At 70.6% G+C, this 13,993-nt stretch carries 9 protein-coding genes; 3 read left to right on the forward strand and 6 right to left on the reverse strand.

From position 1 onward, the window contains the following. Positions 1-591 precede the first annotated feature (591 nt). Both ABZS80_RS19230 and ABZS80_RS19235 read left to right on the forward strand, forming a co-directional pair. Positions 592-3,549: a BTAD domain-containing putative transcriptional regulator gene (locus ABZS80_RS19230; protein ID WP_355057543.1), complete on the forward strand. Its 2,958-nt coding sequence runs from the start codon at positions 592-594 to the stop codon at positions 3,547-3,549. A gap of 62 nt (positions 3,550-3,611) precedes the next feature. Beyond that, positions 3,612-4,496 (forward strand): DUF2637 domain-containing protein, encoded by an 885-nt coding sequence (locus ABZS80_RS19235; protein WP_355057630.1) that lies wholly within the window; start codon positions 3,612-3,614, stop codon positions 4,494-4,496. A 159-nt stretch (positions 4,497-4,655) separates the two neighbouring features. Here the strand turns inward: ABZS80_RS19235 and ABZS80_RS19240 are convergent, their stop codons facing one another. Then, positions 4,656-5,117, reverse strand: a complete 462-nt coding sequence (locus ABZS80_RS19240; RefSeq protein ID WP_355057545.1) for a DUF4262 domain-containing protein — start codon at positions 5,115-5,117, stop codon at positions 4,656-4,658. Positions 5,118-6,183: 1,066 nt separating this feature from the next. On the opposite strand from ABZS80_RS19240, the gene ABZS80_RS19245 reads away from it, so the two are divergent. Then, the gene (locus ABZS80_RS19245) at positions 6,184-8,628 is read left to right on the forward strand and encodes an NB-ARC domain-containing protein (RefSeq protein ID WP_355057632.1); all 2,445 of its coding nucleotides are present in this window, start codon (positions 6,184-6,186) and stop codon (positions 8,626-8,628) included. Positions 8,629-8,853: 225 nt separating this feature from the next. On the opposite strand, the gene ABZS80_RS19250 is transcribed toward ABZS80_RS19245, so the two are convergent. The 5 genes from ABZS80_RS19250 to ABZS80_RS19270 all read right to left on the reverse strand — a co-directional run bounded on the left by ABZS80_RS19250 (position 8,854) and on the right by ABZS80_RS19270 (position 13,987). Continuing rightward, positions 8,854-9,171, reverse strand: coding sequence for a hypothetical protein (locus ABZS80_RS19250; RefSeq protein WP_355057547.1), 318 nt, complete (start codon positions 9,169-9,171; stop codon positions 8,854-8,856). A gap of 980 nt (positions 9,172-10,151) precedes the next feature. Beyond that, the gene (locus ABZS80_RS19255; RefSeq protein WP_355057549.1) at positions 10,152-10,676 is read right to left on the reverse strand and encodes a hypothetical protein; all 525 of its coding nucleotides are present in this window, start codon (positions 10,674-10,676) and stop codon (positions 10,152-10,154) included. Next, positions 10,676-11,167, reverse strand: a complete 492-nt coding sequence (locus ABZS80_RS19260) for a hypothetical protein (RefSeq protein ID WP_355057551.1) — start codon at positions 11,165-11,167, stop codon at positions 10,676-10,678. The genes ABZS80_RS19255 and ABZS80_RS19260 overlap by 1 nt, the downstream gene beginning before the upstream one ends. 25 nt (positions 11,168-11,192) lie before the next feature. Next, complete coding sequence (locus tag ABZS80_RS19265; RefSeq protein ID WP_355057553.1) at positions 11,193-12,191, reverse strand: DUF4192 domain-containing protein; 999 nt, start codon at positions 12,189-12,191, stop codon at positions 11,193-11,195. A gap of 197 nt (positions 12,192-12,388) precedes the next feature. Next, positions 12,389-13,987, reverse strand: coding sequence for a VWA domain-containing protein (locus ABZS80_RS19270; RefSeq protein ID WP_355057555.1), 1,599 nt, complete (start codon positions 13,985-13,987; stop codon positions 12,389-12,391). Positions 13,988-13,993: the final 6 nt, after the last annotated feature.

Genomic DNA, 13,993 nt, shown 5'->3' on the forward strand with positions numbered 1-13,993 from the left:
CAGACGGTCGACCCGCCATCGGCCGGGTGTGATCCGTCAGCCGACGGTTGGGCCGCACGTCAGCCAGGCGTGTCTGGTGCTTCTCCGCAGTGAGGTAATGAGCTCATGGCGGAGGGCATGACGGCACGGCGGGCAGGTCGTCGCCACGGTCGCTTGCCCTCCAACGCGGCGGGGAAGTCCGATGCGCTCGCAAAGGTCCTGGTCGCGACTACTGCTGTCAGCGTCAGCCGCGGCGCTGAGCTTCGGGTGTGAGGTCATGCGACGCGGTCTGCGCCTCTGTCAGCCGTCACTGCGGTCCACATCAGCATCGACGGTCATAGCGTTACCGGAAGGCTCCATCCCCCCGGGCGCCGTTCATCGTTGCTCGTCCTGAACGGGGAAGGCTGGCGGCGGAAACCCGCTGACCTGCGGTTGTAAGGGCGTGTGAGGTCGTGTAAGGCGCTGTCAGCTGCCTCAGCCATCCGCGCCGTCTGTCGTGGCCGTAGCGTCAGAGCATCCCCAACCCATCGCCATCCGCCAGACCCTCCCGGTCCCGAGCGCGCTCATAGCTGCTCGGCTGGTAGATGGCCTCCCGCGCAGTGAGGAGGTCGTGTGAGATCCAGGGCAGCCAACATCGCCGCGGTCACTACCGCCGTCGTGACCACGGCCTCTGTTCCCGCCTGTCTCACCATCATCGGTGTCTGGAAACCTCGCCCGCCCTCGCTGGCCGCAACGCGGCAGTGGATTCACCAACCGATGACTAGCGACTTCGTGATCGCCCTGGCCTACGTGGGCGCGGGGGCGCTGTGGCTGCTTCTGGCTACTGCCGTTCTGACTCACGCCTACACATGGCTGGCCCGCCGCCATTGGCTGCCCGCGCTGCGCCTACCCGGGCCTCTCCAAGGCCTCACGGCCGCGATTCTCGGCGCCACAGCTGTCACGACCACTGCCGCGGCTACGCCCGCCCACGCCGCCGCCGCAGCCGGAGCAGCCCACGACGCCGAACACGAGACAGCGAGAACCTCGACCACGGCCGCCGCTCCTCACACGACTGCAAGCCAGAACTCCACCCTGCTCGCGGCCGGCCAGCCGTACACACACATCGTGAGACGGGGCGACACCCTCTCCAAGATCGCTGCGGAGCGGCTCGGCGACCCGGACCGCTGGCCCGAAATCTTCGCCCTCAACCGCGGCACCCATTTCACCCAGGCCGGGGGGACGCTGCGCAACCCGAACATCATCTACCCCGGTTGGAATCTCACTCTGCCCGACGACGCCACCGCGCCAGCGGCACCGCCGCGTCGGCCCGCCCCGCCACCGGCCGCCCCCGACAAGCCCGCACCGGCGCCGGTACCGACCGCTGATCCGTCGCCCCCGGCACCCACCCCCGCCACGACCGGGGCAACCACGCCCACGCCGGCCGAACCAACCCACACACCGACAACCGGCAACCACGGCACCTGCGCCCCGACCAGCAGCACCACCACAGGCAGCGACACGGCCGCCACCGGGCGGCCCGGTCCTCGCACCGGGGCGCACACCCCCGGCATGTCGTTGCCCACCGGCAGCTGGGTCAACCTCGGCCTCGCCCTGGCCATTGCTGCCGCCGTGGCCCTGCTGTGGGCACACCGGCAACGCCGCTACACCCCCGGCGAGCCCCTCACCCCGGCGCGCCGGGGGCCAGACATGCCCGCACCTCTGCCCCGTGTGGTTGGCCAGATTCAGCGCGCGCTGCGCCGCGCCCGGGACGGCCGAAGCGCTCACCGCCACCGTGCTTCGCCCGATACCGACGACGCCGACCTCGCCAACGGCAACAGCCAACGCGAGGCAGCAGGGGACTCTTCCGTCACCGTCGCGCACCCGGCCGCCCCCAGTACCCACAGCGGCGACTTGGGGCAGGCGGCACCGGCACTGGCAGGTTCGCTGCCCGTGAAGTGGCCGCCCGCAGGACTGGGACTTACCGGAGCCGGCACGCACGCGGCCGCCCGCGGTTTCCTCACCGCCGCCCTCGCTGCGGACGTCGACGAGCACCCCGACGCCCGCACCCAGGTGGTGATCCCAGCAGCGACGGCGGCGGCGCTGCTCGGCGCCGCGGCTGGCCTGCCCCGCACACCCCGGCTGAGGATCGCCACCGGCCTCAACGACGCCGTGGACATCCTCGAGGCCCTGACGCTGCACCGCGCCCGCTTGGTCGATCAGCATGAAGTCGCCACGGTCGCCGACCTGCGCGCCGACGCCTTCGAAGAGCCACTCCCGCCGGTCATGCTCCTCGCCGACGCCCCGAACCACGACGAACGCGCTCGCGTCGCCGCCCTGCTCACCCAAAGCCAACGCCTGGACATCCACGGCGTGCTGCTCGGCGCCTGGCCCGACGGCACCACCGTCACCGTCGACGAGGAGGGCACCACCACACCCATCGACAGCACCACCGCCGGCCACCGTGCGGATCCCGCCGACGTCGGCCGGCTCTCCGTCCTCAACCCTGCCGAAGCCCTCGACCTGCTCGCCACGCTGGCCGAGGCCCACGCCGGCGAAGCGCCCGCCCTGGCGCCGATCGCGCCCGAAACCACCCCTGGGCAGTACCTCGCGCCGACGCAGCCTGACCAACCGACACCGCTGGCAGGCGCAGCGCGTGCAGGGGCGCAGGCCGTCGACCCGCCGACACGCTCCGGTGAAAGCCGGATGCAGGATGCCGACACCAGCCCCACAGAGGTCGATGAAGCTCCCATCGCGAGCACCGCGTCCGCCAGCAGCCCCGTGCGGGCCGGCGTCGTCGAACCGGCGGCGGGCATCCCCGGACCGGTCGGGGTCAGGGTTCTCGGTGCTCCCGGCATCGCCGGGGGAGACCGGGGGCGCACGCTGCGGGCGAAGTCCCTCGAACTGCTGGTGTACCTGGCCGTCCGCGACGGCAGCGCCCCCACGGAGGCGATCCTGGACGACCTGCTCCCCGACGCCCCCGCCCGCAAGGCCCTGCACCGGCTGCACACCTATGTATCCGACCTGCGCAGCGTGCTGCGCCACCACGGCGGCCCCGGCACCTACCTCACCCACCCCCACCACCGCTACGAGCTGAACCCCGACCGCCTCGACATCGACCTGTGGCGCATGCGCACCGCGATCCGCGCCGCCCACGCCGCGACCAGCAACGTCGAGCGGCTAGCCGCGCTGCGCCGCGCCGTCGACACCTACCGCGCGCCCCTGGCCGACGGCTGCGGCTACGAGTGGATCGACCCCTACCGGGAGGCCGTGCGCCGGGAAGCCCTCGACGCCGTCATCGCCCTCACCGAGGAACTCGACGGCCAACCGTCGGAACAGCTCACCGTCCTCACTGCGGCGATCCCCCACCACCCCTACGCCGAGGCGCTGTACCAGGCGGCGATGCGCGCCCGCGCGTACCTGCGCGACGTCGACGGCGTGCGCGCGCTGCGCCGCACGGTGACCCGCCAGCTCGCCGAGATCGACGTCGAGCCCAGCGACGAGACCCTCACCCTGGCCCACCGGCTCATCACCGACCTGCACCCCAGCCCCGGCGCACGCCGCCCACCCGCACCGAAGGGAGCCCGCTCGTGAGCGCGCCGACCCGCATCACGGCCAGCCCCGGCGGGGCAGAGGCGGCAGCTGCCGGAACCGGGGTGCACCTGAGGCGGTTGCGGTGGGCAGTCCGGGCCACCCTCACCCTCGGGGTCGCCGCGTCGGTGGCCGCGAACGTGCTGCACGCCCGACCGAACCCGATCAGCCAGATCATCGCCGCCTGGCCGCCGCTGGCGCTGCTGCTCACCGTCGAGCTGATCTCCCGCGTCCCTCACCACCGACGATCCCTCGGCGCCATCCGCATCACGGCCACCGCCGTCATCGCGGCCATCGCAACCTGGGTGTCGTACTCGCATCTCGTCGGCGTCGCCGCCCGCTACGGCGAAACCGACGCCGCAGCCGCGTACCTGCTGCCCATCTCCGTTGACGGGCTGGTCATCGTGGCCAGCGTCAGCCTCGTCGAGCTCACCGCCCGGATCCGCACCGAGCAGGCCCACCAGCATCCCGAGCGGGCGGCGGCGCCAGGTAGCCAGGTGGCGACACGGACGGGACCGCGGTCCTCAGCGGCGGTGGTGAGAGACGAGGCGACGAGCAGCATCGGTACGACGACACCTCGCGGCACGAAAGCTCCAACCGAGGCCGACCCGCTCGCCGGCACATCTACGCGTCACCCGCAGCCCGACACCGTCGAGACCGAGCACACGTCATGGGATCTTCGGCCGGACTCCGCCAGACCGCGTGCCAACACCCCGCAGCCGCCGCAGCGGCCCTCCCGCGGGCCGATGAAGGGCGACAACCGGACCGACGAGCCGGTGCCGTCGGAAACCGCTGCTGCCATCGCCTACTGGCATCGACGCGACCCAGACTTGCACCCTGCCGAGATCGCGGCGCGGATCGGCCGCTCCGAACGCACCGTCCGCCGATACTGGCCACCACGTGCGGTCGCATCACCGCAGGCCGACGGCGACCAGGCCCTGACCTCGTAGACCGCCTGCTTGCCTAGACCAACAGCGGTAACACCACCGCAAACGACAAAAGGCCTCGCTTCTTGCTCTGCTGCTCCTTCTCAGCGATCGGCAGCGCCGGATACGAGGCGTGTGGCGTGGGGCTGGACGCGAGCACATCCAGCCCCACGCGGAGCGCGACTATAGCTGCCCGATCAGCGGCTGCACCTGCGATGGATAGGTGTAGCCGCTGTCCCAGGGAAACCGGGCGTCCGGATCAGGCCACACGATCTGCTGCAGGCGGACGCGGTCGCGGCCGTAGCGGCCGAAGGCGGCGCCCGGGTGCAGTTGATCGGTCGGGTCGCCGGCGACGACGACGGCGTCGTAACCGGCGATGAGGTCGCCGATGCGCTGGCCGTGGTGAAAGCGTTCGGCCTTGTCATAAACCCTGCCTGCCAGGTCGTTGAGCAGCGCCTGCGAGGTGGCGGGGTCGAGTCCGGCGATGAGCAGCTCGGGGTAGTTGTGAGCGGTCAAGCCGACGGTGTAGGCGAATGCTGAGAAGTTGTCGGGATCGCGATCGGTGGGCAGGACGAGAGTGACGGCCCAGCCCACCCTGTCGATGATCTCTGTCTGGCGGCGCAAAACGCCGTCAAAACCAGTCATGGGAAGACTCCTTCGGTCAAAGATAGGGCGACCAGGGTCGGCGCATCGCCGAAGGCGGCAACCCACCGGCGAAGTCGGCTGCAGGCCGGACTCAGGCAGCGCGCGGCGACGGCATGGGCCGCTGCCGAGATGCCATCGGCCGAGTTGGCCGGAACCAGCCAGCGAACCGCGCCACCGCACTGGCAGCCGGCGCGGCGACCCGCGCCCGGCCTCTGGCGAACGGCCGGGGTCGGGTCGCGGCCTGGCAGGCGCGGCGAGCGTCGCGCGCGGGCGGGCACGGGTACGCCTCGCCGATGCAGCGCAGGTTGGCGCAGCGGCCGGGGCGATCGGGGTCGGGTAGGTGAGCGGCGGCGACGTCGGCGGCGAGCAGCCACAGCGGGACGTCGGTGACAGTGTGGGGTACGGCCCGTCGGTGCGGCTGCGTCATCGGGGTTTGCCTTCGGGGTAGCGGTGTCGGGGTGGCCGCCACCCCGGCCAGCGGGTGTAGGGATGCCGCTGTCGGGTCCGCCGAGGTGGCGGCCGTGAGCAGTGACGCTCGACTTTCCGCTTAGATCAAGTCGCCGCCTCACCACCGACGCCGGCACGAGGCGATATTTCGGTGATCCGCGCTCTCCGCGTGATTTTCACTTGGCAGTTCCGCCTTGAGGAAACATCGTGGCGGTAGTCGGCCAGCGAGCTGTCCCTTATAGGCGCTGGTAAGGTCCGGCGGGGGGAGCGCGGTAAGTCCTTCTTCCCGCACTGCTGTCGACAGCCGCTCACCATGGTGTCGGCGTACGGGGCAGGGTGCACAGCCAGGTGCAGCTGAACGTGCACAGCGCCGCGTAGATGAACGATGAGACGAGTGGAGGCACGTCCGCCGCTTCAACCGCCCCGAGCCGACCAGCGGACTCAGCGAGACCCACAGGAACGAGTCGACGGCCGCCCTGACGTTCCGTTCCAGCGACCCGGCATCGACCGTGTGGGCATCCGCTTCTGCCGACGAGAGTGCACTCGCTGACCATCGCTGACCCTGGCTGCAGGTCGCCGAGCGACGAATGTCGACCTCAGTAGGTACGGTTGCGCTGTGATGGTGCTCGCCGATTTGCTGATCAAAACGCTCGAGCCGGTCGTCAACAAGCAGATTCGTAAGGCTGACTTCAACCGCCGGTTCGACAAAGCAGTGGGCCGTGCGGTGGACCGATTCCGTGCCCAGATGTCGACTATGGACCCTACAATCGTCTCGTTCCTCCTGCAGGACGCCCCGGTTCTTGACCTTCCTGCGGTGCGGGATGCCTTGCGAGAACTGGTTCTTCAGCCCGCCCGTGCTAGGGATCAGGCGCAGGAGGACTTTCTGGCCGTCGTCAGTCGGTTCGCTCCGACGGTGCCGCGCGACCGGCTCAACAAGTCGATCACTGTCCTGGTCCGCTGCTTACGCGACGAGCTTCAGCATCTCCCCGAGCTCCAACCGCTGTTCTCCTTGATGTACCAGCAGCAACAGACCGAGCTGCTAGCTGCGATGACGTCGCCAGCACCCAGCACAGGAACATCCCCGTCCAGTAGGCTTCCGCACCGGCATTACGAGCGTTTCGTTGGGCGCTCGACTGAGTTAGCGACCATCATGGACAAGATGCGTCCGGGCGACCGGACCTGGGTGCTGGTCATCGACGGCATCGGCGGAGTCGGCAAGACGAGCCTAGCGTTGGAGGCTGCTTACCGGCTCACGGACCAGACGGCGTCACCACTCTTCGACTCGGTGGTTTGGGTCTCGGCGAAGCGGGACACCTTGACCGCTCACGGGATCCTTAGCCGAGCGAGTGATTTCGAGACTCTCCGCGACGTTTTCGAGGTTATCGGAGCGGTCTGCGGCAGGCCGGACATTTCACACATGCCAGAGGTGCAGCAGCGGATACTCGTGCGAGATCTTCTGAGCGGCCCGCGTCGAGTGCTTCTGGTGCTCGACAACATGGAAACGGTAGACGACGAACAGCTCACTAGCTTCCTGCGAGAGCTGCCGCAACCCGCGAAGGCGATCGTTACCTCCAGGCACCGGATCGACGTCGCCTTCTCGATCCGACTGGAAGGCCTGAGCTCCAGCGAGTCAGCCGAATTGATCCAGACCGAGGCAGCCACTCGTAGGGTGAAGCTATCCGACGCCGAGGTCACCGGCCTGGCCCGCCGGAGTGGTGGCGTGCCCCTGGCTATCGTCTGGAGCCTGGGGTTGATAAGTATCGGTCACAGCACAGAGTCCGTCCTACGCCAGTTGGGCTCCGGCACCGGAGACATCGCCGAGTTCTGCTTCGCCCGCAGTGTCGAAGCGCTCGGCAACGGCGACGCGAGACGGCTGCTCGCCGCCGCCTCTCTCTTCGAGACGCCCGTCGACCGCAATCTGCTCGGGCGGGCTGCCGGCCTCGGTGAGGACCTCCTCGGCCGCGACGACGCTCTGCAGATGCTCATTCAGCTGTCGCTGATCAACCACAAGGCAGGGTTATTCGATCTACTGCCATTGACGCGGACGTACGCCCGCGAGTTCCTCGCTAAGCGCCCGGAACTTCGGCGCACCGTGGAGGACAACTGGTTCAAGGCGCTGCTGCCGATCGCGGCCGGCTACGGCGGCCCGGACCTGGTGTGGCGGGACCGGGCACAGCTACGCATCGTCGGACCTCACCTGGAAACCGCTTACGTCATGGCCCGCGAGCAGGGCCGAACGGATGCCGTCGCCGACCTCGCCATAGCACTTATCGCCTATTTCGACACCGTCGGCCGTTGGGACGACCTGCTACTCGTCGCCTCGGAGCTGGAAGACTACGGGCGGGCGGTGTCCGACGCCGAAGCAGTCGCCGACGCTGTGTGGCACCAAAACTGGGTTCACGGTCAGCGCGGCGAGCTTGACCTGGCCTGGGCCTCTCTGGACCGGGCAAGGGGCCTAGCCATCAGCCCGATGAACCGGATCAACTATCTTGTCGGTTGCTCCCAGACCAGCCGGCGGGCCGGCAGACTGGACGAAGCGAGACAGTACACCGATACGGCGATGGCGGAACTGCCATCGATCGATAACGCAATGGCAGGGGTATTCCGCGGCAACATCGCGTTCGAGCTGGGCAAGATCGCTCGTGATCGTGGCGACTGGGAAGAGGCTGACCGTTGGTTCAGCGAGGCAAGTAAAGTTTTCGACGTCGAGCGGGCGGAGAACGCGATCGCCGACGGCGAAAGATTGACCTACGACCTAGAGCGAGCCCTCGGTTTGCTTGGCAACCGCGCTGTCGTAGAGCACCGCCGGGGAAATCTCGCTGCCGCAGCGGATATGCTCGAGCGATCCCTGCGCCTCACCAGGGCGCGCGGCAGTCTGTCCAACGCCGCCACGCTGCTGGTCCGCCTCGCCTCGGTACGCATCGATCAAGGTCGCCTACAGGAAGCATACGCGTCGGCGACGGAAGCCCAGAGCCTGGCGACGCTCATGGGCATGCGGGAAGAACTGGACCTGTGCCGTCAACTAGTCGGCCTGCTTGGCGAGCCCGACCAAGCTGGACGATAGCCGGACCCGAACGACACGGAGGCGAAGCTACCGGTGGCGCCTGCCGCCCAAACGTAAGAGCGTCGCCTTGTTCTCGCCCCACTCTGAGGTATAGCCGTAGTACGGCGCCCCACCGTCGATGATGCGTTCCAGCCCGGCCGTGCCTGGTTGGGCGCCGACACACCGACACATGGCCGCCACCTCACTCGCGCCTGCCGATCGGCGTTACCTCCTGCCGCGAGGGGTCTATGTCCGGTCGTATCTGAGACCCTGCTGCTCGAACCGTTGTCGCACCTCGACTGCGTGCTCGGCGGCCACCTGCATGTCGGCGCCGGACGCCTCCAGCAGCTCCACCGTCGGTCCGCTGACGCCGGTCGGGTCCGCCATCGCCACGCCGGCCTGAATGCCGAGCAGCCGCGGGTCCCTGGTCACCTCGTGCACCGCGGCGATCGCCTCGGCGCGGGGCACGTTCCGATCAGCGCCGCTGCCGTACCGTCCGGCGACCCCGGACAGCGCGGCCAGTACCAGCCGCTGCTCCTGCGGCAGACTCCCCACCTTCACCACCGTCCGACCGTACCTGCACCTGAACCGGCACCTCGGAGGTTGCCGGCCGCGCAGGCCACCACGGCGACACCATGGGGGGCGGCCCGGCTCCTGGTGGACTCAGGTTCAGCGGCCGGACTGTCCCCACCCTCGGAAACGGTGGTCGCGGCGTCGTGGCGGTCGGCGGTGGCGGCGCGGGTAGGAGTCAAGGGCGCACTGGTAGCGCCGAACGTCGATGCGTCGGGTGCTGGTCTGCCACCGCCCGCCGGTCATCGGGCCAGGGTCACCACGACTACGGCGACGCAACCGATCAGCAGCGTGACTGCGCCGAACAGGGCATACGGCCACCATTCGCCGGAGCGCCCTTCCACCTGGCCCAGCGGCTGGGTAGGCAGATTCCAGCCGAAAGATGCGGAGACCCCTTTCGGGTGGGGCTGTCCGGTGGGGTGCGCGGTGTAGAGCTGGCCACGACCTGAGCCTCCAACGAGAGCGTTGGCTGTGCTTTGACGAGCTTGACCCGGTGAGTCGGGACGGTTCCCGTCCGCGTTTGAGGGCGGTGCGCTTCCGTGAGAACAGGCGCTGTCCCTCCCTGGGGCGTTACACCCAGGTGTGTTGATTCGGGTAAAAGCCGGGCGTCGGTCTGCCTTCTCCGCGGTGATCGCCCGAGCGACAGGGGCGGGCACCCCCCCTTGGGGGGTGGGGGAGGGGTCGGGTTTCCCGCCCCTGTCGCTACGGACGCTGGCACCGCGTCCGTCATACGGCGTGCTGCTCGCAGGCGCCGTTACGTCCGCACGATTCTGAGGTGCCGGCGGCCGGTATTGCGCGGACGGGAAGAGAGGGCACCGGCGGCGCCGGCAGCAGTCCCGGCATCACCGAACCTTCCGCCGCCGCGGCCCTGGCACGCCGTGCTGCCTGTCGGGGCGCTGACGAACCTCCCGCCGCATGGCCAACGCCGCGACTGGGCGCTTCTGCTCGGGCGTCTGGGCCGTGGGGTGGGGTCGTTACGGGCCGGGCTGGTGTTCGGCGGCATGGGGGTCGAAGTCGCCCGGCTCGGTGTCATCGCGTTCGTGTCCGTCCCATTCGATGCGCACGTCGAGCCCGTTGCCGATGAGGGCGGTTTCGATGGCGGCTTCGGCGGTGTCGAAGGCGTCGTCGCGGCTGGTGGCGGTGACCTCGATGAGGACGGGCAGGGTGAGGCGGACCTGCCAGCGGCGTGGCAGCAGCGGCAGGTCGACGGCGTCCAGAACCCGGTTGGCGGCGTCGACCTCGATGTCGTGTTCGGTGACCGCGTCGCGCAGCGCCTGCCAGACGCGGCTGCGCAACTGCGCCAGCGAATCCGTTGCCACGGTCGGCGGCTGCTGCTGCGGATCGTCCTTATGGTCGCGCAGGTAGTCATGGATCTTCGTGGTGGTGTGGGTGAGCCAGCCCAGCGGGGCGGGCTGCCCGGGGTGGAAGGCGTCCCAGGCGTGCCGCAGGACGGATTCGAGGGTCGCAGCTGGGGTGATGGTTGCCGTCGGTTCCGTCATCAGGGTTCCTCCGTTGCCTGCGCAAGAGCCCGCCCCGCTGCCCGGCGGTCCGACGGTGACGTCGTGGATGTGGCGGTCAGGCGGCCCGTCGTGTCGCCCGCCGGGTTGGCGTCGGCGCTGCCGCCGTCGGGGATCGAAACCAGGGCGGTGCCGGTGTGGATGAGGGCCTCGCAGGCGCGCCGGAGGGCGGCGGTTGCCCTGTCCTGCTGGGCGAGAGCGGCTGTGAGGGCGTCGGTGACCTGGTCGAGGCGTTCGCGCGCGGACAGCGTCGTGTCGGTGCCGCCGTTGGCATGGGCGTCGCAGAGCAGGTTCGCGGCGTCGGTCAGGGCGGTGATCTGCGCGCCGGTGGCGGCGACGGCGCCGGCTGCGGACAGCAGCGCGCACACGTGATCGGGGTGGTGGGCGCAGGCTTCGGCAAGCTGGTCCGGGTCCAGGGCGTAGCCCTGGTCCTGCAGCAGCCGGCGTAAGACGGCGAGGTGGAACTCAGTCATTGGTGGCTCCAAGGGGTCGGCTGGGTCAGGGGGTGGTGGGTTGGCCGGGGTGGGGCCAGCTGTCAAGCACGGACGGGGGGAGCCCGGCGCGCAGGGCCTGGTCGATGAGCCGGGCGAGACTGTAGGTGGGGTTGGCGGCCAGGGCGCGGTCGATGGCGACGGAGGCGAGGGCGCCTTCGCCGCGTCGCCAGGCGGCGAAGGCGAGCAGGCTGGCGGGTGCGGCGGCCAGCGGCGGGTGGGCACGTCGGGTGATGTCGGCCCACATGGCGACGTGCCGGGGCATGTCGTTGGTGGCCTGCCACGCGGCGTCCCGGATCACCGGAGTCGGCAGCAGGACGGTCAGCCACGCCAGTTCGTCGTCGGTGAGGGTTTGCTCGTCTGCGTAGCGGGCGAAGGCCGCCGCTACCGCTTTTTCGCCGGCGCGGATCAGGCCGTCACGTCCGGCCTGGGTGATGAGGGCGCGGCGGCGTGCCCTGGCCTGGGCGGTGGCGCGGGTGACGGCGACGCGGGCGGCGCCGGTGGTAGGGGCGATGCTGGCGACGAGCGCGGCCCGGTCGGGCAGGGCGTGGCAGCCGCCGACGATGGCGTGCATGGTGATGTCGCTGCGGTGGGGGTCGAAGGGCGTCCCGTCGGTGGGGCAGCAGGCGGGGTCCTGGCAGAGGTAGGAGAAGTAGCGGCCGTCGGTGACGCGCAGGGCGTCGAAGACGTCGACGCCGGAGACGGCCAGCCGCGGCAGGATGACGTCCATGGCGGGGGTGACGGTGGTGGCGGGGCCGTAGCCGACGGCGATGGCGCGGGTGGCTGCCGCGTGCCGGAGCATGCGGATCTGCGAGAGCAGATAGTCGTCAGCCCACCCGGCCACGTCGGCGGGGAGGTCGGCGCGGCTGGCGACGGCGACCCGGGTGCCGGTGAGGCCGACGATGACGAGGCTGTCCGCGGGGTGGAAGCCCAGGAGGTAGGGCACGGCGGTGAGCAGGTCGGTGGGTGAGGTGATCGGCAGGCGGGGGTGGTGCGGATTGCTCATCATGTCTCCCGTTGTCGGGTCGGGCCCCGGGCACGGCTGATCGGCCGTGCCCGGGGACGGCGCTGGAGTGCGCGGGATTGGCCGGGCACGGCGGCCGGTGGCGGTGCGGTCAGGGATCTCGGTCGGGCGGCTGGTCGACGCGGTGCGCGGCCGCCTCGCGGGCGGCGGCTCGGCGCCCGGTATCAGGCCCGGGGTGATCAGGCGTGTTCGAGGCCGGTGACGGCGGCGTCGGCGATGTGGCCGATGGCCTGCACCGGGTCCGCCACGAGGATGGTGGTGGTGTCGGTGAAGGTGTGCCCGGTCAGGTCGGCGGGGCGCAGCCACAGCACGGGGCAGCCGGCCTGGTGCAGGGTGCTGATGAGGCGTTGCGCGGGGTCGGTGTCGGGCAGGTCGCCGTCGGAGACGACGGTGAGCATCCGCAGCCGGCCGGGCTGACGTAGCTGCAGCATCTGGTCGGCGAGTTTCACCGCGTCGGTGAACGCGGTACTGCCGCCGTTTGCTTGCAGCTCGAGGACCTGCTGGGGGTGCTGGCGGGGTGGGACGAGCAGGGTGACGTCGCTGCCGAAGGCGATGGTGGCGGTGACCGCCTGGTTGTGGTGGGCGGCGTGGGCGAGGATCCACCCGGCCGATGACATCGGTGCCGCCCACGGGTGCATGGAGAAGGAGGCATCGACGATGACGCCCAGGTGCAGGGTCGGTTTCGGCGGTGGCAGCGGGGCGCGGCGGGCCCATGGTGTGGCGGTGGGGATGGCGCCGGCGGCGATCTGTGCCCTCGCGGTGATGGCGTGGCGGGTGCGCAGCCGGCCCGGCGGCACCGGGCTGGGGCGGGTGTCGGGTTCGCGGTGGTGGGTGCGGGCGCGGCGCAGTCGGGCGGCGAGATGCCGGGCGGCGGCCCGCTCGCCGTCACTGGCGTCGCGGCGGGTCCACGACGTGGGCGCGGAGAACCGGGCGGTGAGCTGCTGGTCGCGGTATTGGGCGGGGGTGAGGCCGGCGGTGTGGGCGAGATAGTCGGCGAGGGCTTGGGCGAGCAGGCCCGCGAACACGCCCGCGTCCGCGGCAGGGCGCTGCGGTTGCCGGTGCGGGTCGATGCCGAGGATCCGGCACCACCGCCACGCCAGGTCGATCATGGTGTCGGCGTCGGTGTCATCGGTGGTGTGGGCTTGCCGCCAGAGGTCGCGCAGCTGCAGCAGCCGTTTGCGGCCGAGAACGGTGGTGACGGCGGCGCGGATCCCCTTGGTGTCCTTGGCGGTGAGGATGCGCGCGTCGACCCGGGCCAGGAGCAGCCCTGCGAGGTGCGCGGCGTGCCAGGGGTCGTCGACGGCGGCGTCGTCGGGGCTGATCAGGGTGGTGACGGTGTGTCGCAGCCACCTGCGGTCACCACGGCGTCTGGTGCGTTGCCGGTATTCGATGCGGGACTCTTCGAGGAGTTCGGCGGCGGCGGCGACGACGGGCGGGGTGCCGGGCGGGGTGCGCCAGCGGCTGTGGGCGGCGTGGGCGGCCTCGTGCACGAGCAGCCCGTAGGCGGTCGGGACGAGCCGTTTGTGGCTGGCGCGGCGGGGGTTCGCGACATCGGGGGCACCGATGTAGGTGGCGTCGACCTCGATGCGGCCGGCGTCGGGGTAGCAGCAGGCAGGTGCGCCGCCGCCGGCGCCGGGGGCGACGGTCACGGTCAGGTCGGTGCGGTCGGTCAGGACCGGGATGTGCCGTGTCCAGGCGTCGCTCCACACCTGCCAGTCCGGGTCGGCGGCGGCGGGCGCTGCCGGGCCAGGCTGCAGGTGACTGCGAGGGTGAGGCATCAGGGG

This window comes from Micromonospora sp. NPDC005305 (genome assembly GCF_040607315.1).
In the GTDB taxonomy this organism is placed as follows: domain Bacteria; phylum Actinomycetota; class Actinomycetes; order Mycobacteriales; family Micromonosporaceae; genus Micromonospora.

Bases quoted from the DNA above. Each gene is read 5' to 3' on its own strand.
- ABZS80_RS19240 (WP_355057545.1), bottom strand. From the start codon at position 5,117: ATGACTGGTTTTGACGGCGTTTTGCGCCGCCAGACAGAGATCATCGAC.
- ABZS80_RS19245 (WP_355057632.1), top strand. From the start codon at position 6,184: ATGGTGCTCGCCGATTTGCTGATCAAAACGCTCGAGCCGGTCGTCAAC.
- ABZS80_RS19260 (WP_355057551.1), bottom strand. From the start codon at position 11,167: ATGACTGAGTTCCACCTCGCCGTCTTACGCCGGCTGCTGCAGGACCAG.
- ABZS80_RS19265 (WP_355057553.1), bottom strand. From the start codon at position 12,191: ATGAGCAATCCGCACCACCCCCGCCTGCCGATCACCTCACCCACCGAC.
- ABZS80_RS19270 (WP_355057555.1), bottom strand. From the start codon at position 13,987: ATGCCTCACCCTCGCAGTCACCTGCAGCCTGGCCCGGCAGCGCCCGCC.
- ABZS80_RS19255 (WP_355057549.1), bottom strand. From the start codon at position 10,676: ATGACGGAACCGACGGCAACCATCACCCCAGCTGCGACCCTCGAATCC.